The 18289-nt window shown below is 70.2% G+C and carries 21 protein-coding genes; 12 read left to right on the plus strand and 9 right to left on the minus strand.

The annotated features are described in order from the left end of the window. Nucleotides 1-191 precede the first annotated feature (191 nt). Both OHS18_RS08705 and OHS18_RS08710 read right to left on the minus strand, forming a co-directional pair. Nucleotides 192-2912, minus strand: a complete 2721-nt coding sequence (locus OHS18_RS08705; protein WP_328616571.1) for a glycosyl hydrolase family 65 protein — start codon at nt 2910-2912, stop codon at nt 192-194. A gap of 177 nt (nt 2913-3089) precedes the next feature. Next, nucleotides 3090-3236 carry a hypothetical protein gene (locus OHS18_RS08710; protein ID WP_328616572.1) on the minus strand — a complete coding sequence of 49 codons (147 nt, stop codon included), beginning with the start codon at nt 3234-3236 and terminating at the stop codon, nt 3090-3092. Nucleotides 3237-3265: 29 nt separating this feature from the next. Here OHS18_RS08710 and OHS18_RS08715 point away from each other — a divergent pair, with 29 nt between their 5' ends. The 8 genes from OHS18_RS08715 to OHS18_RS08750 all read left to right on the plus strand — a co-directional run bounded on the left by OHS18_RS08715 (nt 3266) and on the right by OHS18_RS08750 (nt 9847). Continuing rightward, the gene (locus OHS18_RS08715; RefSeq protein ID WP_328616573.1) at nt 3266-3871 is read left to right on the plus strand and encodes a hypothetical protein; all 606 of its coding nucleotides are present in this window, start codon (nt 3266-3268) and stop codon (nt 3869-3871) included. 479 nt (nt 3872-4350) lie between these two features. Beyond that, nucleotides 4351-5373: a S1 family peptidase gene (locus OHS18_RS08720; protein ID WP_328616574.1), complete on the plus strand. Its 1023-nt coding sequence runs from the start codon at nt 4351-4353 to the stop codon at nt 5371-5373. Nucleotides 5374-5552: 179 nt separating this feature from the next. Then, nucleotides 5553-5879 carry an ArsR/SmtB family transcription factor gene (locus OHS18_RS08725; RefSeq protein ID WP_328454177.1) on the plus strand — a complete coding sequence of 109 codons (327 nt, stop codon included), beginning with the start codon at nt 5553-5555 and terminating at the stop codon, nt 5877-5879. After that, nucleotides 5876-6367, plus strand: a complete 492-nt coding sequence (locus OHS18_RS08730) for an SRPBCC family protein (RefSeq protein ID WP_328616575.1) — start codon at nt 5876-5878, stop codon at nt 6365-6367. Before OHS18_RS08725 ends, OHS18_RS08730 begins: the two co-directional genes overlap by 4 nt. Next, complete coding sequence (locus tag OHS18_RS08735; RefSeq protein ID WP_328616576.1) at nt 6360-6812, plus strand: VOC family protein; 453 nt, start codon at nt 6360-6362, stop codon at nt 6810-6812. Before OHS18_RS08730 ends, OHS18_RS08735 begins: the two co-directional genes overlap by 8 nt. A gap of 185 nt (nt 6813-6997) precedes the next feature. Continuing rightward, complete coding sequence (locus tag OHS18_RS08740; RefSeq protein WP_328616577.1) at nt 6998-7840, plus strand: helix-turn-helix transcriptional regulator; 843 nt, start codon at nt 6998-7000, stop codon at nt 7838-7840. Between the two features lie 31 nt (nt 7841-7871). Further along, on the plus strand, nt 7872-8765 hold the full coding sequence (locus OHS18_RS08745; protein WP_328616578.1) for an oxidoreductase: 894 nt from the start codon (nt 7872-7874) through the stop codon (nt 8763-8765). Nucleotides 8766-8941: 176 nt separating this feature from the next. Further along, the gene (locus tag OHS18_RS08750) at nt 8942-9847 is read left to right on the plus strand and encodes an endo-beta-N-acetylglucosaminidase H (RefSeq protein ID WP_328616579.1); all 906 of its coding nucleotides are present in this window, start codon (nt 8942-8944) and stop codon (nt 9845-9847) included. A gap of 10 nt (nt 9848-9857) precedes the next feature. Here the strand turns inward: OHS18_RS08750 and OHS18_RS08755 are convergent, their stop codons facing one another. Both OHS18_RS08755 and OHS18_RS08760 read right to left on the minus strand, forming a co-directional pair. Next, complete coding sequence (locus OHS18_RS08755; RefSeq protein ID WP_328616580.1) at nt 9858-10502, minus strand: hypothetical protein; 645 nt, start codon at nt 10500-10502, stop codon at nt 9858-9860. Nucleotides 10503-10525: 23 nt separating this feature from the next. Then, nucleotides 10526-10774: a hypothetical protein gene (locus tag OHS18_RS08760; protein WP_328616581.1), complete on the minus strand. Its 249-nt coding sequence runs from the start codon at nt 10772-10774 to the stop codon at nt 10526-10528. Between the two features lie 310 nt (nt 10775-11084). Here OHS18_RS08760 and OHS18_RS08765 point away from each other — a divergent pair, with 310 nt between their 5' ends. Further along, a complete protein-coding gene (locus OHS18_RS08765) occupies nt 11085-11468 on the plus strand; it encodes a DUF5684 domain-containing protein (RefSeq protein WP_328616582.1) in 384 nt (127 codons plus the stop codon). Here the strand turns inward: OHS18_RS08765 and OHS18_RS08770 are convergent. Then, the gene (locus OHS18_RS08770; protein WP_328616583.1) at nt 11398-11844 is read right to left on the minus strand and encodes a nuclear transport factor 2 family protein; all 447 of its coding nucleotides are present in this window, start codon (nt 11842-11844) and stop codon (nt 11398-11400) included. The genes OHS18_RS08765 and OHS18_RS08770 overlap by 71 nt on opposite strands. Further along, nucleotides 11841-12539 carry an alpha/beta fold hydrolase gene (locus tag OHS18_RS08775; protein WP_328454157.1) on the minus strand — a complete coding sequence of 233 codons (699 nt, stop codon included), beginning with the start codon at nt 12537-12539 and terminating at the stop codon, nt 11841-11843. The genes OHS18_RS08770 and OHS18_RS08775 overlap by 4 nt, the downstream gene beginning before the upstream one ends. A gap of 68 nt (nt 12540-12607) precedes the next feature. Here OHS18_RS08775 and OHS18_RS08780 point away from each other — a divergent pair, with 68 nt between their 5' ends. Continuing rightward, a complete protein-coding gene (locus OHS18_RS08780) occupies nt 12608-13156 on the plus strand; it encodes a TetR/AcrR family transcriptional regulator (protein ID WP_328616584.1) in 549 nt (182 codons plus the stop codon). 48 nt (nt 13157-13204) lie between these two features. Here OHS18_RS08780 and OHS18_RS08785 read toward each other — a convergent pair whose 3' ends face one another. Continuing rightward, nucleotides 13205-13765: a TetR/AcrR family transcriptional regulator gene (locus OHS18_RS08785; RefSeq protein WP_328616585.1), complete on the minus strand. Its 561-nt coding sequence runs from the start codon at nt 13763-13765 to the stop codon at nt 13205-13207. Between the two features lie 62 nt (nt 13766-13827). On the opposite strand from OHS18_RS08785, the gene OHS18_RS08790 reads away from it, so the two are divergent. Both OHS18_RS08790 and OHS18_RS08795 read left to right on the plus strand, forming a co-directional pair. Then, nucleotides 13828-14781 carry an SDR family NAD(P)-dependent oxidoreductase gene (locus OHS18_RS08790; protein ID WP_328616586.1) on the plus strand — a complete coding sequence of 318 codons (954 nt, stop codon included), beginning with the start codon at nt 13828-13830 and terminating at the stop codon, nt 14779-14781. A gap of 158 nt (nt 14782-14939) precedes the next feature. Further along, nucleotides 14940-15131 carry a hypothetical protein gene (locus OHS18_RS08795; RefSeq protein WP_328616587.1) on the plus strand — a complete coding sequence of 64 codons (192 nt, stop codon included), beginning with the start codon at nt 14940-14942 and terminating at the stop codon, nt 15129-15131. A gap of 51 nt (nt 15132-15182) precedes the next feature. Here the strand turns inward: OHS18_RS08795 and OHS18_RS08800 are convergent, their stop codons facing one another. Further along, nucleotides 15183-16676 carry a tannase/feruloyl esterase family alpha/beta hydrolase gene (locus tag OHS18_RS08800; RefSeq protein ID WP_442875411.1) on the minus strand — a complete coding sequence of 498 codons (1494 nt, stop codon included), beginning with the start codon at nt 16674-16676 and terminating at the stop codon, nt 15183-15185. A 156-nt stretch (nt 16677-16832) separates the two neighbouring features. Next, complete coding sequence (locus OHS18_RS08805) at nt 16833-18221, minus strand: MFS transporter (RefSeq protein ID WP_328616589.1); 1389 nt, start codon at nt 18219-18221, stop codon at nt 16833-16835. Nucleotides 18222-18289 lie beyond the last annotated feature (68 nt).

Consider the following 18289-nt stretch of genomic DNA (forward strand, 5'->3'; position numbering starts at 1 on the left):
CGGCGCTGTGCGCGGTCCACCCGCCACGAACACGTCCCACACGCTGATTTTCCCGCCGCACGACGATTTTGTATCCGCCCTCCTCGCGAGCGGATTCTCCGGCAATTTCGCAACGGATTCGGATCAAGTGAACGGCGACGGTCACCCGCCCCCGACCGAGCTCCGGAGAGGACCCGGCCGAGGGCGGTTCGTCAGGAGCCGCAGTCCGCCGTGTTGCCCGCCGGGTGCCGAGTGGGCACCTGCAGGGCCGTGCCGGGCCGGACCTGGCGCACGCCGGCACCGCCCACGCGGACCGGGAGCGGCGGGCCGGAGCGCAGGGTCAGTGTTGTGGTCCCCTGCCCGACCGACAGATCGAACGTGCGCCCGTGCCACTTGACCCCGGTGATGTCCACCCCCGGCAGCTGCGGCGGCAGGAACGGATCGACGGTGACCGCGTCGGTTCCCCAGCGCAGCCCGGTGAACCCGTAGAGGAACTCCTGCAGGTAACCGCCCTGGCCGGTGGTGAAGTCGAACGCCCAGCCGGTGCGGGTCTCGTACCACTGGTCGAACGGGGCGGCCAGGTACGGGTCCGCGCTGTCGCGCAGCGAGGTGTAGACCTGGCAGCCGGGCGACCCGAGCGCGGCGCCGGCGATGGTGGCGATCGCGTCCGTCATGGACGGGCCGTCCGGGTCCGTGCGCGCCTTGTAGTAGTCCAGGTCGTTCTGGGCGAGGCCGGGCGACATCGGCACAGCCCACGGGTACTGCAGCAGCGTGACGTCGGCCTGCTTGACGGTCTGCCCGGCGTACCCGTCGAACTCCGGATGGATGTTCGCCGCGGTGTCCACCGGGACCTTCAGGCCGTCGGCGACCTTGCCCCAGGCCGGATCGGCGGGGCGGCCGAGCAGGCCCGCGGCGCGGGTCGCGATGCGCAGGGAGGCCTGCGCGCCGGCGTTCGTGCTGGCGCTGTTGTCGACGTTGTCGTGGTACTCGTCCGCGCCCTTGACGTCGTTGATGACGTACCCGCTGGCCGGACCGGGCACGGCGCGCGTGGCCCAGTAGTCGGCGATGCCCTGCAGCACCGGCCACGCCTTGTCCCGCAGCCACGTCCGGTCGCCGGTCGCTTGGTAGTACTGCCACTGCGCCAAGGCGATGTCGGAGTCGATGTGGATTTCCTGCTTGCCGTCCGGTGACCAGTCCGGGGTCGTCTCCTTGCCGGTCAGCGCGCTCTGCCACGGGAACTTCGCGCCCTTGATCGGGTGGTCCGGAGTGGACAGTGCCGCGGCGGCGGCCCGGGCCGCCGGCAGACGTTGCTGCCGGTAGGTGTTCGCGTCGGCGGTGATGTCGGGGTACTGGGCGAGCAGGGCCGGGTACATCCACGTTTCCATGTCCCAGAACACGTGACCGCTGTAGCCGTCCGAGGACAACCCGCCCGGGCTGGCGCTCCAGACGACCCCGGCGCGCACGCTCGCGAGCAGGTAGAACATCGACGCGTGGACCTGCGCGGTCATGGTGGGGTCACCGGGGATCGAGATGCTCGACCGCCACAACCGCGACCAGGCTTCGCTGTTGCGTGCCAGCGCGCGACCGTAGCCGTCTCCGGCGGCGCGGGCCGCCGTCTTCGCGGCGGCCTGGCCCGGGGTCGCGGTCGCGAGCGGCCGGTCGGTGTCCACACTGGAGGCCACGCCCACGTACTTGGTGATCCGCACCGGTACTCCGGCGCGGACCGCGAAGTCCGCGCGCTGGCCGGCGCCGCCGCCGGTGATCGCCTTGGTGGGCACCGTCTTCTCGTCGACGCGCAGCACGGAACTCAGCCCGGCGGTGACCAGGTTCCCATCGCTCACGACGGTCTGCGACAGCGTCGCGGTCCTGCCGTCCACCCGCGGGTCCGTCGTCGAGGCGTGGTCCAGGCCCCGGCCGTCGAACTCGTCGACGGCGGTGGCCGTTCCGCTCCAGTGCGGGACGGCCCGCACGCTCACGGTGCCGAGGTGCCCCTCCGCGCGGTTGGCGTTGACCTCGTAGTCGAAGCTGGTCGTGTCGCCCGCGGGCGAGGTCCAGTCGAACGACGTGGTCAGCACCCCGGTGCGCAGGTCGATCGCCTGCCGGTAGTGCGTGGTGGTGCCGACCGTCGCGGGGGCGATCTGCGTCGGCGGCGGCGTGCCGTCCGGGTAGAGCGCGAGGTAGTCGACGTTCACCCGCGCTGTGTCTCCCGCGGCGACAGTGACTTCGAGCGTGTTCGCACCCGCGTTCAGGGTCACCGGGACGGTCACCACCGCCCAGTCGTCCCAGTTCGCCAGGCTGGGTACGGACAGCTGCCGCAGTGTGCCGTTCACGCCGATGTGGACGGTCTGCGGGCTGCCGCTGCCGTTGCCGTACCGCACGGCCAGCGTCGCCGGGCCGGCCGGCGCGTCCCGGATCGGGATGAGGCCGGTGCCGCCGACCGTCGGGGTGTTGTCGGTGTTCAGCCCGGCCAGGTAGGCGCCGGCGACGGAGCCGGGGTGGGAGCTCTCGACGAACGCGCCTCCGGAGACCTTCCCGTACGCCGCCGGGCACAGCTGCCCGAACCCGCAGGACCACGGGCCGAGCCCGTAGACGTCGCTGCCGCGGCCGAACCCGAGCGTGGTCCAGGTCGGCAGCCCGGCGCGTTCCTCCTGCCCGGCCGAGGGAGCGCCGTAGAAGCCGGCTAGCTGGGACTGGGTGACGATGGGTTTGCTGCTGTACCCGTGGCCCGCCGCGGGCACACGCGCGCCGAGGTAGCCGTTGCCGACGAACGTCGGGGAGTAGTTCTTCGACGTGTCGGTCGTGCTCAGCACCCAGCCGTCACCACCGGCCGGCGCGGGTGCGGCGGTGGCCGGCACCGCCGTCGCGGCCAGGAGGAGGCACCCGACCGCCGCGCCGAAGCCGGTCCTCTTCGTGAACACGCCGCGTTTCTTCATCGAAACGGCACCTCCTCGGGACCGGGTGCGCGACGGCCCAGCCGGTGCGCAATATGTTGCGGGCCAGAACATATACGCCGGGTCGTGGTTGGTAAAGACGCCGGACCTGATGATCGGCTGCCGAGGTCTCGGCCTTGACGCGAGCCGCCGACCTCGGCTTCGGCCGCGGTCGCCGGGCTACATCGCGGCGAGCGCGGCGCACGGGCGCAGCCGGGGCAGGTACGTCGTCAGGGTCAGCTGAAGGGGAATCCCCTCGGTGTCCCGCCCGCTACTCGACCGCCCCACCGGCGAAGAACCACCGGCGTTGCCGACCGGTGTGGACATTGTCCCGGATCCTCAGCATGATCTCCGGCATGGTGACGAAAACCCCCAGAAATGTGACTATACAGGCGATCGCTGTCACAGTAATGGCCGCCGCTCTGACCGTGTCCTGCGCCGCGAAATCATCGAATGCCGGTAGGCCGCAGCCCATTCCCACGACCACCACTTCCGCATCGGTCAGCAGCGCGAACGCAGCCGCCGCGGATGCGACGTCCGGCGCGCCGACTGCGGAACTGGCGCTGGCTCAATGGATCGGCGCGGTCGTCTCCGGCAATTTCGCACAGGCGTGCTCCGTCATGGCCGATGCCGAACAGACCCCACCGAAGGTCTTCTCCCCCAAAACCTGCGCCGGCCAAGACGAAACAATGAAGTCGGTGCACAAGGTGCTCGACGGATTGCGCACCGCCTTCACCCCGGACAACGCGGCGAACCCGCCCAAGGTCGAGGTCGCGGGCCCGGCTGCCACGGGCGACTCGGCGAAGATCGCCGCCGACAAGATATCGGTCGACGGGAAGACCCTCGACGACATCGTCCTGTCCCACTCCACCGGCGTGCAACCGGGCCAGACGAACATCACCTTCAGCCTGCAGAAACTCGAGGAAGCCTGGTACGTCACGAACTTCGACCTGAAAATCTGAGTCCGGCCGGCCGGACGGCCTTGGCAGGCAGGAAAAGTCGCTGTCGCTCTCGTGCGGGGACCGGTGCGCCCCGCCACGCTGCGGGTAGTGCGTCCCCGTCCGTCGAGCCACCAGGTCCACGAGCGGACTTCGTTGATGCGCAGCACTTCGGGTTGCTCTCGAATTCCCCGGACGGAGTCCCAGGCGAGTCCCTTCGCGGGAGGCCGTCCCACGCCGTGGCCGATCCGCGGCACTCGCCGCTCGGGCAGATCAGAACTCAGAGCCGGGACACGCACGGCGAAACTGAGCGCGGGACACCCATCGCGAGGGATTTACTTCACGAATATCTTCTTTGTCCGTTTTCCAAGTAGGTATTCAGTTGAAAACAAACCTTCGTCGGTGGTGCGTCACCCGCGGAAGCGGGATCGTCACGCAGTGTTCCACCGTGGCAAGCACCCCTCACGCCAGTCTTCCCCCCAAAGACGACCCGGAGGATTTTGATGACGTCCCGGAAACTCGCCGGCTTCACCGCATTCGCCTCAGCCGCCCTGGCCTGCGCGCTCTGCGTCCCAGCGGCCCACGCCGCGCCCCTGTCGGCCGAAGCCGCGTTCACCCTCGCGCAGAGCAACGCCATGACCCGGGCCGACCAGGTGACGGGTGCCCTCGGTGCCGCGTCGGGCGGTTACTACCTCGACAACGGCAAGGCGATCGTCAACGTCCTCGACGACGCCGGCGCGCAGAAAGTCGAAGCGGCCGGCCTCACGGCCAAGAAGGTCACGCACAGCTTCACCGCGCTGACCGGCGTCAAGAACGCGCTCGACAACGTCCGCGACGTCCCGCAAACCTCTTGGGGCATCGACACTTCCACCAACCAGGTCGTCGTGACCATCTTCTCGGCCGCCACCAAGGCGACCGCGGACAAGGTCGCCACCGCCGCCAAGCAGTACGGCGACAGCGCCCGCGTCGAGTACAAGACCGGCAAGCTCGAGCTGTACATCGCCGACGGGGACGCCATCCAGAACAGCAGCGCCCGCTGCTCGCTCGGGTTCAACGTCAAGAGCGGCAGCACCCCGTACCTGCTCACCGCCGGGCACTGCACCAACCTCGGCGGCACCTGGTCCGGCGGCGACGTCAGCGGCGCACGGGTGGTCCGCAGCGACTGCCCCGGCGCGGACTCCGGTCTGCTGACCCGCCCCAACGGCTCCGGCCCCGGCCGCATCAACACCGGTCAGGCCATCACCAGCGCGGCCGCGCCGCAGGTCGGCGAGCGCATCTCCAAGCAGGGCTCGACCACCGGCGGCGGCACCGGCCAGGTGACCTCGGTCGACCAGTCGGTCAACTTCGACGTCGGCGTGCTCAACCACGAGTTCGGCACGACCGCCCACACCGACCACGGTGACTCCGGCGGCCCGGCCTACGACGGTTCCAAGGGCCTCGGCACCCTGTCCGGCGGGAACACGACCGTCAGCTACTTCTACCCGCTGACCCGTGAGCTTTCGTCCTACGGCCTCACCCTGGCCTGACCTACGAGCCTGATCGCGGCGCCGTCTCCTCCGGGAGGCGGCGCCGCGAGCACGTCGAGGACCGGCATCGCGGTGGCCGGCCCAGCCGTGCCCCGGGGCGCCCGCATCACAGCCCGCACCTTGACACGGCCCTGAACTGCCTATATAAACCAGACGGTTACAGAACCGAAAGGTTATATATGGGCACGAGCAGCACCCTGGACGCGACGTTCGCGGCACTCGCGGACCCCACCCGGCGGGCCATCCTCGCCCGGCTCGCGACCGGCGACGCCACCGTCACCGAGCTCGCCGTCCCGTTCGCGATGAGCCAGCCCGCCGTGTCGAAACACCTCCGGGTGCTCGAGCGGGCCGGGCTGGTGCGCCGCGGCCGGGACGCCCAGCGGCGGCCGTGCCACCTGGTGGCCGAACCGCTCAAGGCGGCCACAGCGTGGCTGGCCGGGTACCGCGACTACTGGGAAGCCAGCTACCGGCAACTCGACGATCTGTTGAAAGACCTGCAGCCGTGACGCTCCCGGGCCTTCAGGTCACCGAGGCGGGCACCACCGGGCTCGTGCTCACCCGGAACTTCGCTGCTCCCGCCGAGCTCGTCTACGCCGCCCTCACCCGGCCCGAGCTGCTACGCCGCTGGCACGGCGCCCACGGCTGGCACCTGACCGGCTGCGACGTCGACCTGCGGCCCGGGGGCGCCTGGCGGTTCGTCTCCCACGGCCCCGGCGGCGCGGAAATGGAGATGTACGGCGTGTTCCGCGAAATCGAGCCACCCGTGCGTCTCGTGCAGACCGAGATCCACCGCGGCTGGCCCGAAGGCGCCGCGCTGGTCACGACCGTCCTGACCGAGACCGGCGGCCACACCACCATGACCGTCACCGCGCAGTACCCGTCACCGGAAATCCGCGACCAGGTCGTGCGCAGCCCGATGCGGCGCGGTGCCGGCGAGGCGTACGACCGCCTCGCTTCCCTGCTGGACCACGAGAAACGAGACACTCATGACTGACCCCGTCACCGAGATCCCCGCCGATCCTGCCGCGATCGCCGCCGACCCCGGCAATCCGCCCGTGCTCCCCGGCGCGTACCTGCTCGAACTCGTCCCCGTGCCGGTCACGGACGTCGACCGCGCCATCGTCTTCTACCGGGACGCCCTCGGCTTCGCCCTCGACGTGGACGTCCGCCCGATGGACGGCGTACGCATCGTCCAGCTCACCCCGCCCGGCTCGGCCTGCTCGATCTCCCTCACCGAGGGCGTGCCCGCCCTCACCATGCCGCCGGGCACGGTGCGCGGGCTGCACCTGGTGGTCGCCGACATCGAGCAGGCGCGCGCCCAGCTCGTCGAGCGTGGTGTCGAAGTCGGCGCCGTCGAGGACATGGGCGGCGTGTTCTACGCCTACTTCGCCGACCCGGACGGCAACACCTGGTGCCTCCAGCACATGCCCTGGCGCTGACCGCGGCCACCGGGCGAGCGTCGACCGAGCCGGCCTCAAAGCCTGTCCGTGGCGAACACCCGCACCGGTTCGACGGGTCACGTCCGGTGTGACGTCGGGGGGACCCGGCAGAGCTACCCGGCTCCGGCGATCCGCGGCTAGCGTCGACGGGGTCGAAGATCCACGGCGGACAGGAGGTGGCGACCGTGACGCAGCAGAAGCACGCGGCACCCCGGCTGGGCGAGTTCCTCCGGGCCCGGCGCGCCCTGACCCGGCCCGACCGGCACGGCATCCCGGACGGCGACCGGCGCACACCCGGGCTGCGCCGGGAAGAGGTCGCCCTGCTCGCCGGGGTCAGCACGGACTACTACACCCGGCTGGAACAGGGCCGCGACACCCACCCGTCGCCGCAGGTGGTGACCGCTCTCGCCGATGCCCTGCTGCTGGACGACGAGGCCGCCACCTACCTCCGTGGCCTCGCCGCCCCGGCGAAGCCGCGCAAAGCCCGGCCCGAACACGCGGCCCCGGGACTCGTGACCCTGCTGGACGCCTGGCCGCACACCCCGGCCCTGGTCTACGGCAGGTACTTCGACCTCCTGGCCGTCAACCCGCTCGGCGAAGCCCTGTTCTCCTGGCTGCGCGGCGAGCGGAACCTGCTGCGCGGGATCTTCCTCGAGCCCGGCGCGCGCGTCTTCTACCGCGACTGGGCGACGATCGCCGAAGACTGCGTCGCCGCCCTCCGCGCGGCCAACCCGGACCCCGACGACGCCCGCCTCGCCGCGCTGGTGGGCACCCTGTCGGTCGGCAGCCCCGATTTCGCCCGTCTGTGGGGCAAGCACGAGGTCCGGGCCAAGACCGCGACGGTCAAGCACTTCCACCACGAACTCGCCGGAGACCTGACCCTGCGGTTCGAAAACCTGGCCGTCACCAGCGCGCCGGGACAGCACCTCGTCGTCTACCAGGCCGAGCCGGGCAGCCCGGCCGACCATGCCCTCACCCTGCTGGCCGGCTACGCCCTCTCCCCCGCGGACGACCCGTCCGGCCGGTAATGGCCCGCCGTCGCACGATCACGGAGCAACCATGTCTGTCTGGTTCATCACCGGCGCGTCCCGCGGCTTCGGCCGGGCGCTCACCGACGCCGCCCTCGCCGCGGGCGACCAGGTCGTCGCGGCCGCGCGAAACCCTCACCCGAGCGACCCGGCCGGGTTGCGGCTGGACGTCCGGCTCGATGTCCGGCTCGATGTCCGGCTCGATGTCACCGAGCCGGCCCAGGCCGAAGCCGCCGTCGCCGCGGCCGTCGAGCGGTTCGGCCGCATCGACGTGCTCGTCAACAACGCCGGCTACGGGCTCTTCGGAGCCGTCGAGGAGGTGCCGGACGCCGACGTGCGCGCGCTCTTCGACACCAACGTCTTCGGCCTGCTCAACGTCACCCGCGCCGCGCTGCCGGTGTTGCGGGCCCAGGGCGCGGGCCACGTCGTGAACATCAGCTCCAGCGCGGGGTTCGCCTCCGGCGCGGGTCGCGGTCTCTACAGCGCGTCCAAGTTCGCCGTCGAAGGTCTCAGCGAGGCGCTGCGCGCGGAGGTCGGACCGCTCGGGATCCACGTCACCGTGGTCGAACCGGGCTCGTTCCGCACGGACTTCCTCGCCCCGGCCAGCCGCCGCCGGGTCGCGGTCGCCAGTCCCGCTTACACCGGCAGCGTCGGCGCCGTGCTGTCCGCGATCGAGGCGAACAGCGGTCACCAGCCCGGCGACCCGGCCCGCGCGGTCACCGCCATCCGCCACCTGGTCACGGCCCCGCAACCACCACTGCGGCTGCAGCTGGGCAGCGACTGCGTCCGGCTCGTGGAAGACAAGCTGGCCACCGTCGCCGGCGAACTCGGCCAGTGGCGCGCACTGGCCACCTCCACCGACTACGCCGCCGAAGCTCTTGCGGACCCCGTGCACCAGCCCCGGATCGGCCGCCGGTCGCGCTGACGGAGGCGGGAAGGCCGCGCCGTCGGCACTTTCCCCGCCGGGACAGCGAGGTCCCGACGAACCGCGTAGGCCGATCGAGGTACCTCGCCCGTTACCCGATCACCACTCTTGACAACCGGCCGGAAAAGCACCTACATGGACAATGGTTCAAACCACTCGGCAGGAGTTGAGCTACCGTGGGCAAACTTGGTCGGATCACCGCGTTGCTGGCAGGCGCCACCCTCGTGGCGGGCATGATGACGGGCACGAGTGCGGCGAGTACGTCCGCCGCGCCGCGCAAGACCGGGCCGATCAGCGTGGCCTACGTCGAGGTGAACAACAACAGCATGCTGAACGTGGGCAAGTACGCGCTGGCCCAGGGCGGCGGCAACGTGTTCGACATCGGCGTCATCTTCGCCGCCAACATCAACTACAACACCACGACGAAGTCGGCGTACCTGTACTTCAACCCCAACGTGCAGAACGTGCTCGACAACGTGAGCACCCAGGTCCGCCCGCTGCAGGCCAAGGGCATCAAGGTGATGCTGTCGATCCTGGGCAACCACCAGGGTGCCGGGTTCGCGAACTTCCCGTCCCAGCAGGCGGCCGCGGCTTTCGCCAAGCAGCTGTCCGACGCCGTGACCAAGTACGGGCTCGACGGCATCGACTTCGACGACGAGTACACCGAGTACGGCAACAACGGCACGGGCCAGCCCAACGCCAGCTCCTTCGTCCACCTCGTCTCGGCCTTGCGCGCGGCGATGCCCACCAAGCTGATCTCGCTGTACAACATCGGCCCGTCGGCGTCGCGGTTGTCCTACGGCGGGGTCGACATCTCGTCGAAGTTCAACTACGCCTGGAACCCCTACTACGGCACTTGGGGAGTACCGAACATCGCCCTCCCCAAATCCGGGCTCTCCCCCGCGGCGGTGCAGATCGCGGCGACGTCCACCAGCACCGCCGCCAGTCTCGCCCAGCGAACCGTGAGCGAAGGCTACGGCGTTTTCCTGACCTACAACCTCGGCGCCGCCGATGCGCACACGTACATCTCCAGTTTCACGAAGCCGTTGTACGGCAAGGACGCCGTCTACACGAACAATTGATGCTTATCCGTCACCGCGAGCCCCACAGGACGTAGTCCACCACGACGTCACCCGACGAGCCGGCGCCGAGAAGTCGGAACACAGCGAGGTTCCCGCCGGTCGTCGATACACAGACCGCCACCCCGGAAGACGTGCCGGCACGGGACACTCGACTGATGTGCGACTCCGCAGGACATCCTTCAGGCTGAGTGTCCGTTCGATCCGAAAGGGCGATCGCCGTATCGAAAAGCGGCGATATGCTTGCGTTGTCGACGATGATGTCAGCACCCTCGGCCGCAAAGGCCTTCGCGCCCGTGTCGAAGTCGAACCCATCCGACGTTCCCAGGCTGACCCGATCCGCGGCCAGCTTCTTGAGCTCAGAAGATGGCGGTGAGTCGGTATTTCCCGTGGAGGGCGGCGAACCTCCGGTCGGAGTCGCGGGAGTCCGGCCGGACGTCGTGGGCGACGAAGGTGCGGCGGTCGGCTGCGGTGCCGAGTCACCCGCTCCCGCCAGGGCAACACCTGCGGACACGACCAGGCACAGGACGCCGAGCGCGGCAGTGACCTTGATCCCGGATCGCGTCAACGGGCCGTGCACGTTGAGCGGCGGAAGCCTGAGGGCGCCGCTGGTGCCGGCGGCGAGAAGCAGCGCGACCGCGATCACGAACAGGCCCAAGGCCGACGGGTCGGACCAACCCCTCATCCAGCGGACTCCCCGCTCGTCACGTTCTTGATATCGGGGCGAGAGCCGACATGCTCCACCCGGGCTCCCGAGTTCGCGAAGCAGCTCAGGGCCAGCACCCCCAGGACCGTCGCCGCCCAGGCCGGCCAGCTGGCCGCGGTCGAGAAGAACAGGTAGATCTGCACGACGGCCGTACCGGCGAAGACGAGGGCGAGCAGCAGCCACCCGAACCGGCTCGGTGTGACGACGATTTCACGCTGTGGCATGGGCAGCTCCTCGCTCAGGAGCTGAGTCGCTCGCCGCCGCCTTCGGGTTACAGCCGGTCCCGCACTTCCGTGGAGTGCCGCCGACGGCACGATCGAGGTCCGTCCGATCGCCGGGGTCCCGGACCTCCGATGCCCGCGGCCGGACACGGACCGGTAGAGCGCCGCGCGGGCGCGGCCGGTGAAGGTGATGTGCGGGGGCGTGGCTGCCGGCCGCTCGGATTCAGGTCCGCGACCACCTGCGGCGAGCCAGGTCGGCCGGCGCTAAGGTCACCTCTCACGACCGCCGGTCCCGAAAGGACACTCCCGCTCCATGAACGACCAAAATTCGACGTCCGTCTTCGGCCTCGGCCTCGGGTTCGGTTCCGGCCTGATCTTCGCCGTGCTCACGATCATCGCGCTGTGGAAGGTGTTCACCAAGGCCGGAAGGCCCGGCTGGGCGGCGATCATCCCGATCTACAACGCCTACATCCTGCTGAAGATCGCCGGTCGCTCCGGGTGGTGGCTGCTCCTGCTGCTGATCCCGCTGGTCAACATCATCGTCGCGATCATCGTCTCGATCGACGTCGCGAAGGCGTTCGGCAAGAGCGGGGTCTTCGGGTTCTTCGGCCTGTTCCTGTTCTCCATCATCGGTTACCTGATCCTCGCCTTCGGCGGGGCGCGGTACAGCGGTCCTCCCGCCGCCGGCGCGCGCTGACGGAAGACGCCGCGCGGACAGCGCCCCTCACCTCGCCCTTCTCGATGTCCAACCGGGCGATCCGGGAGTCCACGATGTCGTGGACGTGACCGAACGATCCCCGGGAGAGCACGCGGCCGTCGAGCGACCGGACGACCTGGCCGATCCGGACGGCGACCCGGCCGTCCGGCATGGCCGTGAACGCCAGCGGCTGGTCGTGGGTGCGCGTGCGCGTCCACTGGTCCAACCAGTACGCCTTGAGCTCGGCCTTGCCGTGCAACCTGTTCGCGCCGTCCGGCCAGTCGACGTCGTCGCTCACGAGCTCGAGCAGGCCGTCGGCGTCTTGCCTGTTGTACGCCGCGTACGCCTTGAGCAGCAGGTCCTCCGCTCCGCTCACGGCAGGCTCAGCAGCAGGTCGCCGACCGCGGCGGGCTGGGACAGGAACGGGTGATGACCCGCGTCGAGTTCGACGACGCGGCCGGCTTTGCGGGCGAATTCACGTTGCAGCCGGGCCGGCGTGCCCGCGTCCTGGGCGCACACGAGATACGTCGTCGGCACGTCTCGCCAGGCGGCCGCCCCGACCGGTCGGCCGGTGACCTGAACGCTCTGCCGGGTGAGGTGGTCCACCGCTTCGGCCCGGACGTCGGCGTCGCAGTCCTGCAGGAACGTGGGCACCAGCAGTTCGGGGCGCACCCCGAACGTGCCTGCGCCGGGGTCGACGTCGAGGAACGGTGCGGGGGCGCCGTCGCCGAAGTCCGAGAGGCTCTGCCCGGGCTCGGGCAGGTAGCTGGAGATCAGCAGCAGGTGGCGCACCGAAGGCACGCCCGCGGCCGCCTCGGCCGTCACGATCCCGCCGTAGCTGTGGGCGACGACCACGGTCGGTTCGTCGCTGTCGCGCAGCACCTGGCGCACCGCGACGACGTCCTCGGCCAACCCCGGACCGCCATGACCGCCGGGTACACCGGTCTCCCCGCAACTCGGCAGCCCCGGGGTCACGCTCGGCACGCCCCGCTCCCCCAGGAGCCCGGTCATGCGGTGCCACCACCACGATCCGTCCCGAACGCACGCCCCGTGCACGAACACAACCCTCATCACTACCTCCACGTCGACGCGAACCACCGACGTTAGACGTACTGGCTATTACGTGAAAAAGTAGCCGTGTGGGAAGACGACCGGAGCCCGAGATCAGGCAGCGACTGCTCGACGCGTGCACCGACCACGCGCTCGACCACGGCCTGCCCGACCGGCTCGACCCGCTGGTCCGTGCCACCGGCACGTCGGCTCGCATGCTGATCTACCACTTCGGCACCCGGGACGCCTTGCTGAGCGCCGTCCTCGAGCGTGCGCGGCAACGCCAGCTCGCCACGTTCGGCGACCTGCTGCGGGTGCGTCCTGACCGGCCCTACACCGACACGCTCGCGGAGGCCTGGGCCTTCATGACCGGCCCCGAAGGCCGGCCTTACCTGCGGATGTTCGGGCTGTGGCGGGACGGCGCGGTGCAGCGGCACCGGCCGGGCTTCCGCCGGGCGGCGACGACGGACTGGCTCGGGCCGCTGGAAGAAGGCCTGCGCGGCATCGGGCGGCCGGAACTGGCCACCCTGGTGCTCGCCGTCATCCGCGGTCTTCTCATGGATCTCGACGCGACCGCGGACCACGAACGCGCCGATGCCGCGTTCGCCCACTTCCTCGGCACACTCGAGCACGACTGACGCTCGCGGGTGACGTCGGCCGGCCGTCGACGGTGTGCTCCCCGGGCGTCACTCCACGAGAAGGGCGACCGCGGCGGTGAGGCGTTCGAGGTACGCCTCCCGCGTCTCGACCTGGTGTTTCAGCCCGATCGACACGCTGATCAGCGTCTGCGCGACCGGGATCGCGGACGCCCGCCCCGACGTCCCGGCGATCGCGTCGGTAACGAGTTCCGCGAAGCGGGCCGGGGCGGTCTCGACGATCTCGCCGAGCAGGTCCGGGTTCTGCTCGATGACGCTCGTGACGTCCCGGCCCCACGATCCGACGTAGCGGCCGGCCCAGCGGTCGAACGCGCCGGCCAGGCGCTCGCGCAGCGGCCGGTCGGTGGCGACGAGGAGTGCCTCGGCCGCGCCGAGGTCTTGTTCGAGTGCCCGGGTGACCGCCGCCCGGAACAGCGTTTCCTTCGACTCGAACAAGAAGTACAGGCCCGGCCGGGAGATCCGGGCCGTGCGTGCCAGCTCCTCCATGGAGGTCTTGCGGTAGCCGTGGCGGGCGAAGGTGAGCAGCGCCGATTCGAGCACCGCGTCACGACGCTCGGCGGTGCCGACGTTCGACGTCTCGGGGGCGACCATGCGCCGATCCTACGACTCGTGAACATACTATACAAGAATCGTCTAGTGCGTATAGTGGCGGCGTGACCACACGTGAACTCATCACCACCCCCTTCTCCGCCTCAAGCACCGCGGACGAGGTGCTCGAAGGCATCGACCTCGCCGGGGTCCGCGCGCTCGTGACCGGGGCGTCCTCGGGAATCGGCGTCGAGACGGCCCGCGCGCTCGCGGCCGCCGGCGCCGAGGTGACCCTCGCCGTCCGGAACACGGTCGCCGGCCGAGCCGTCGCCGACGCCATCACCGGTACGACACGCGTCTCCGCGCTCGATCTCGCCGATCAGGCAGCGGTCCGGCGGTTCGCCGGCGGCTGGGACGGCCCGTTGCACCTGCTCGTCGCCAACGCCGGCGTCGTCACCGGAGGCCTGGAGCGGACACCGGAGGGGTGGGAACTGCAGTTCGCGACCAACCACCTCGGCCACTTCGCGCTGGCCACCGGCCTGCACGACGCGCTCGCCCGCGGGGCCGCGGACCGCGGCGAAGCACGCATCGTCTCGGTCAGCTCGACCGCGCACATGCGCTCGGGCGTCGATTTCGACGACCTGCACTTCACGCGCCGGGCCTACGACCCGCAGCTCGCGTACGCCCGGTCGAAGACCGCGAACTCGCTGTTCGCCGTCGAAGCGACCCGCCGCTGGGCCACCGACGGGATCTTCGCGAACGCCGTGAACCCCGGCGGGATCGCGACCGGGCTGCAGCGGCACTTCACCCCGGCGCAGAAGGAATCCCTCGCCGCGGCCGAAGCCGCCGGCGTCTTCGCCTACAAGACGATCGGGCAGGGCGCCGCGACCACCGTCGTCGCCGCGGTCGCGCCGCAGTTCGCCCGCACGGGCGGGCACTACCTCGACGACGCCCAGGAGGCGTACACCGTGCCCGACGACGCCGCCCTCGCCGACCACCCGCACGGCGTCAAGGAGTGGGCCCTCGACCCCGCCGCCGCTGAGCGTCTCTGGGCGGTCTCCACGGACCTGACCCGTTGATCGATCGAGCAGCTCCCGGTCCATCCACATCAGACACCAGCGGAGCACGTCCGGACGGGACGATGCGATGGTGCAGCAGCCGGGCCCCGGCAGGTTTAGGACCGACCCGGCCGGGTAACAGCAGGTGTTCGTGTTCGCTGTTGCCTTTTCGGGGAGTCATGGTGCAGGTCCGCAAGAAGATCGCCGTCCGCGTCGGGGACATCGACCGGGCACTGACCGTTCTGGTCGGACAAGGTGTCCACCCCAGCCGGGCTCGTGCCACGTTGTTCGAGATGGCGCGCGAGCGCCACATCTCCCTGGGTCGGTGCGCGTCGCTGGTCGCGAGCAGCTTGAACGGAACCCGCAACTGAAGACGAGCTCGTAAGCCGAGCGGGCCCGTGCCCGGCGACCGCGATCCCGCGTCAGCGGACGCAGACGAAGCTTGCGGCCTTGTCGGGATCACCGGCTCGATACCGGGGCCAAGACGGGTATTCGCAGAGCGGACGGGTACGACCGTGGTTCACATCGGCCACGACCGGGCTCGTCGGGGGACGTCCCCCGCCGACCCAGCGCTCGAGTGCCGAGAGCGAGTCCCACGCGGCAGCGAACGCCGGGGTACCGAAGTTGGCGTGGTTCGCCCCGGGCACGACGTAGTACCGCATGAAGGCTTCCGTTGCCTGGGGACCCAGGCGACCGCGCACCCGCTGGTAGTAGTCGCTCGTCGAGTACGGGGAGACCAGCTCGTCCGCGGCGCCGTGCACCAGGATCAGCTTGCCGCCGGCGCGGGCGAACGGGCCGAGGTCGGCGTTGTTGCGATCCTCGACGGTGGACAGGGCGCTGATCCGGGCGAGCCACTTCCCCGGGTGCCGGGGATCCACGTCGAGCGGGTTCTGGCCGGGATCGCGGGTCAGGAAGTACTTGACCCACTGGTCCCAGTACTGCAGGCCGTACCCGCTCGTCACGGGCATCGGGTTGGCGGGCGCGGTCGTCCCGAACCCGAGGAACGGCGTCCGCATGTCCGCCCCCGAGAGGAACGGGAAGCCCGGATAGCCGGTTTCGCCGCTGGCGATCCGGTAGGGCCACCGGAACGGCGAAGACATCGCTTGCACCGCACCGATCTGGGGATCCGACAGGCACGCCGGACCGGCATCCACACCCCCGGGACAGCGTAGCGCGCGCGGATCGAAGTGACAGCCGGCCGGGTTCGAGATGACCCCGTCCCTGACGCCGTCCGAACCGTCACAGGCGCTGACGACGCTGGTGTGGAGAAGTCCCTGCTTGTCGACGCCGAGGAAAGCGCCCGGGCGCGACAGCACCTGGGCCAGGTAACCCAGATCCAGGATCTCGGCGAGGTTGTTCCAGGCCGGGAAGGCGGAGATCACGCCGTCGAACGCCGTCGGCCACCGCTGGGCGACGTTGAGCGCTTCGCGGCCGCCCGTCGAACCTCCGGCGAAGAAGATCTCGGCGGGCGTCGCCGAGTAGGCGCGCCGGATGACGAACAGGCTCGCGTCGCGCGTCTTCTTGAGCGCGTCACCGGCGGCGAAGTTCTTCAAGGCCTCGTCGTTCACCCCGAACGAACCGTCCAGCGACGGCGGGGACGCCGGGTTCTGCTGGTGGCCGGAGTCGCTCGCGAACGTCGCGTACCCGCGGGCCAAGGGCACCGGCTGGTCGGTGGGGCCGAACGGCACGTTCGAGGCCGGATCGGGAATCGTGCCGTTGAATCCGCCGCCACCGAACATCAGGGCCTTGCGGTTCCAGCCCTCGGGCAGGTCGACGCGCATCTTGATGGCGGGCGCCGCCGGGTCGACGGGATAGAGGTCGGCGTCGACCTGGCAGTACCGGATCGTCTTGCCACTGACCACGCTCGTCGTGATCGCCGCCGCCGTGACGCGGCCGCCGGTGGTCGGCAGGCTCATCACCGACGCCGGGATCTTCAGCTGGGCCAGCCCGGCACACACCGGCACCGACGCCGTCGCGGCGGCGGGCCCGGCCGTGACGGCCGCTACCAGGACCAGCGTCGCCGGCACGGCGATCCGGCGGATTCTCGATGTTCGAGTCACTTCGGCCTCGTCTCAGCGGTAGAGGTGCGTGCCCGGGACGGCGTGCGGATCGGCGCGGACCTCGGCGGTGTTCGTCTCCGGCAGGAACCACGCGCTGGCGAAGGTGATCAGCCCCATCAGCGTGATGTAGCCGGCGACCGCGACGGTGCTCCCGGTTTTCGCGATGAGCGCGGTCATGAGGAACGGAGTGCCGCCACTGACGATGATCGCGGACAGCTGATAGGCCAGCGACGCGCCCGAGTAGCGGACGCCGGGGGCGAAGAGCTCGCCGAGGAAGCTCGCGATCGGGCCGTAGGTGAGGCACTGGAACACGAATCCCACCGTCACCGCGGTGAAGATCAGTGGCAGGGACGCGGTGCCGACGAGCCCGAAGTACGGGAAGCCCCAGGCGGCGACACCCAGGCCGCCGATCAGGATCAGCGGCCGGCGGCCGATCTTGTCCGAGAGGTGCCCGGACCACGGGATGATCACGAGCATCGCCACGGAAGCGAGCAGCACGACCGCGAGCAGGGCGTCACGCTTGAGCCCGAGGGTTCCGGTGCCGTAGCTCAGCAGGCCGGAAATGCTGACGTAGAACAGGCTGTTGGTGGCGGACAGCATCCCGCAGCCGAGCAGGATGGAGCCCCACCTGCTGCGCAGGACCTGAGCCAGGGGCGCCCGGACCACTGCGACGTCGGGCTTCCCCACCTCCCGTTGCAGGTCACGGAACTCGGGGGTGTCCTCCACCTTGGCCTGGATGTAGAGGACCACCGAAAACATCACGACGCTGAGCAGGAAGGGAATGCGCCAGCCCCAGCTGAGGAAGGCGGCGTCCGGCATCAGGCCGCTGGCCGCCACGAAGATCAGGTTCGAGAGGATCACGGCGACGGGAACGCTGGTCTGGCCGAAGGTTCCGGCGAATCCGCGCCGCTTGGGGCCGGCGGACTCGGTGAGCAGGAGCACGATGCCGCCCCACTGGCCGCCGGTCGCGAGGCCCTGGATGAACCGCAGTACGACCAGGAGGGTCGGGGCCAGCGCACCGACGGAGGCCGCGGTGGGCAGGCAGCCGATCAGGAAGGTCGCGGCCCCCATGATCGCCAGGCAACCGACGACGACCGGTTTGCGCCCGTGCTTGTCGCCGAGGTGCCCGGCGAGCACGCCGCCGATCGGGCGCGCGACAAAACCCGCCCAGAACGTGCTGAAGGCGAGCAGGGTCCCGGTCAGCGCGGACGAGTGCGGGAAGAACACCTTGGGGAACACCAGGGCGGCCGCGGTGCCGTAGAGGAAGAAGTCGTACCACTCGATCGAGCTTCCGACGAGCCCCGCGGCCAGCAGCTTGCGAAAGGCACGGCGACGGGTGGTGGACAGGCCGGCGTCGACGTGGCCGGCCTGCCCTTCGGGCTGGGTGAGCGGGGCTGCCATGAATGCCGCCTTCGTCGGTAGCGCCGGCAAGTGATGGCGGTCATGTTAAGACGCCATTACGCTGCCGT

This window comes from Amycolatopsis sp. NBC_00355 (assembly GCF_036104975.1).
Lineage (GTDB): Bacteria > Actinomycetota > Actinomycetes > Mycobacteriales > Pseudonocardiaceae > Amycolatopsis.

What these genes read in the sequence shown, in the direction of transcription:
- OHS18_RS08705 (WP_328616571.1), bottom strand. Translation starts at nt 2,912, where the DNA reads ATGAAGAAACGCGGCGTGTTCACGAAGAGGACCGGCTTCGGCGCGGCG.
- OHS18_RS08710 (WP_328616572.1), bottom strand. Translation starts at nt 3,236, where the DNA reads ATGTCCACACCGGTCGGCAACGCCGGTGGTTCTTCGCCGGTGGGGCGG.
- OHS18_RS08715 (WP_328616573.1), top strand. Translation starts at nt 3,266, where the DNA reads ATGGTGACGAAAACCCCCAGAAATGTGACTATACAGGCGATCGCTGTC.
- OHS18_RS08720 (WP_328616574.1), top strand. Translation starts at nt 4,351, where the DNA reads ATGACGTCCCGGAAACTCGCCGGCTTCACCGCATTCGCCTCAGCCGCC.
- OHS18_RS08725 (WP_328454177.1), top strand. Translation starts at nt 5,553, where the DNA reads ATGGGCACGAGCAGCACCCTGGACGCGACGTTCGCGGCACTCGCGGAC.
- OHS18_RS08735 (WP_328616576.1), top strand. Translation starts at nt 6,360, where the DNA reads ATGACTGACCCCGTCACCGAGATCCCCGCCGATCCTGCCGCGATCGCC.
- OHS18_RS08745 (WP_328616578.1), top strand. Translation starts at nt 7,872, where the DNA reads ATGTCTGTCTGGTTCATCACCGGCGCGTCCCGCGGCTTCGGCCGGGCG.
- OHS18_RS08760 (WP_328616581.1), bottom strand. Translation starts at nt 10,774, where the DNA reads ATGCCACAGCGTGAAATCGTCGTCACACCGAGCCGGTTCGGGTGGCTG.
- OHS18_RS08765 (WP_328616582.1), top strand. Translation starts at nt 11,085, where the DNA reads ATGAACGACCAAAATTCGACGTCCGTCTTCGGCCTCGGCCTCGGGTTC.
- OHS18_RS08775 (WP_328454157.1), bottom strand. Translation starts at nt 12,539, where the DNA reads ATGAGGGTTGTGTTCGTGCACGGGGCGTGCGTTCGGGACGGATCGTGG.
- OHS18_RS08785 (WP_328616585.1), bottom strand. Translation starts at nt 13,765, where the DNA reads ATGGTCGCCCCCGAGACGTCGAACGTCGGCACCGCCGAGCGTCGTGAC.
- OHS18_RS08795 (WP_328616587.1), top strand. Translation starts at nt 14,940, where the DNA reads ATGGTGCAGGTCCGCAAGAAGATCGCCGTCCGCGTCGGGGACATCGAC.
- OHS18_RS08800 (WP_442875411.1), bottom strand. Translation starts at nt 16,676, where the DNA reads ATGAGCCTGCCGACCACCGGCGGCCGCGTCACGGCGGCGGCGATCACG.
- OHS18_RS08805 (WP_328616589.1), bottom strand. Translation starts at nt 18,221, where the DNA reads ATGGCAGCCCCGCTCACCCAGCCCGAAGGGCAGGCCGGCCACGTCGAC.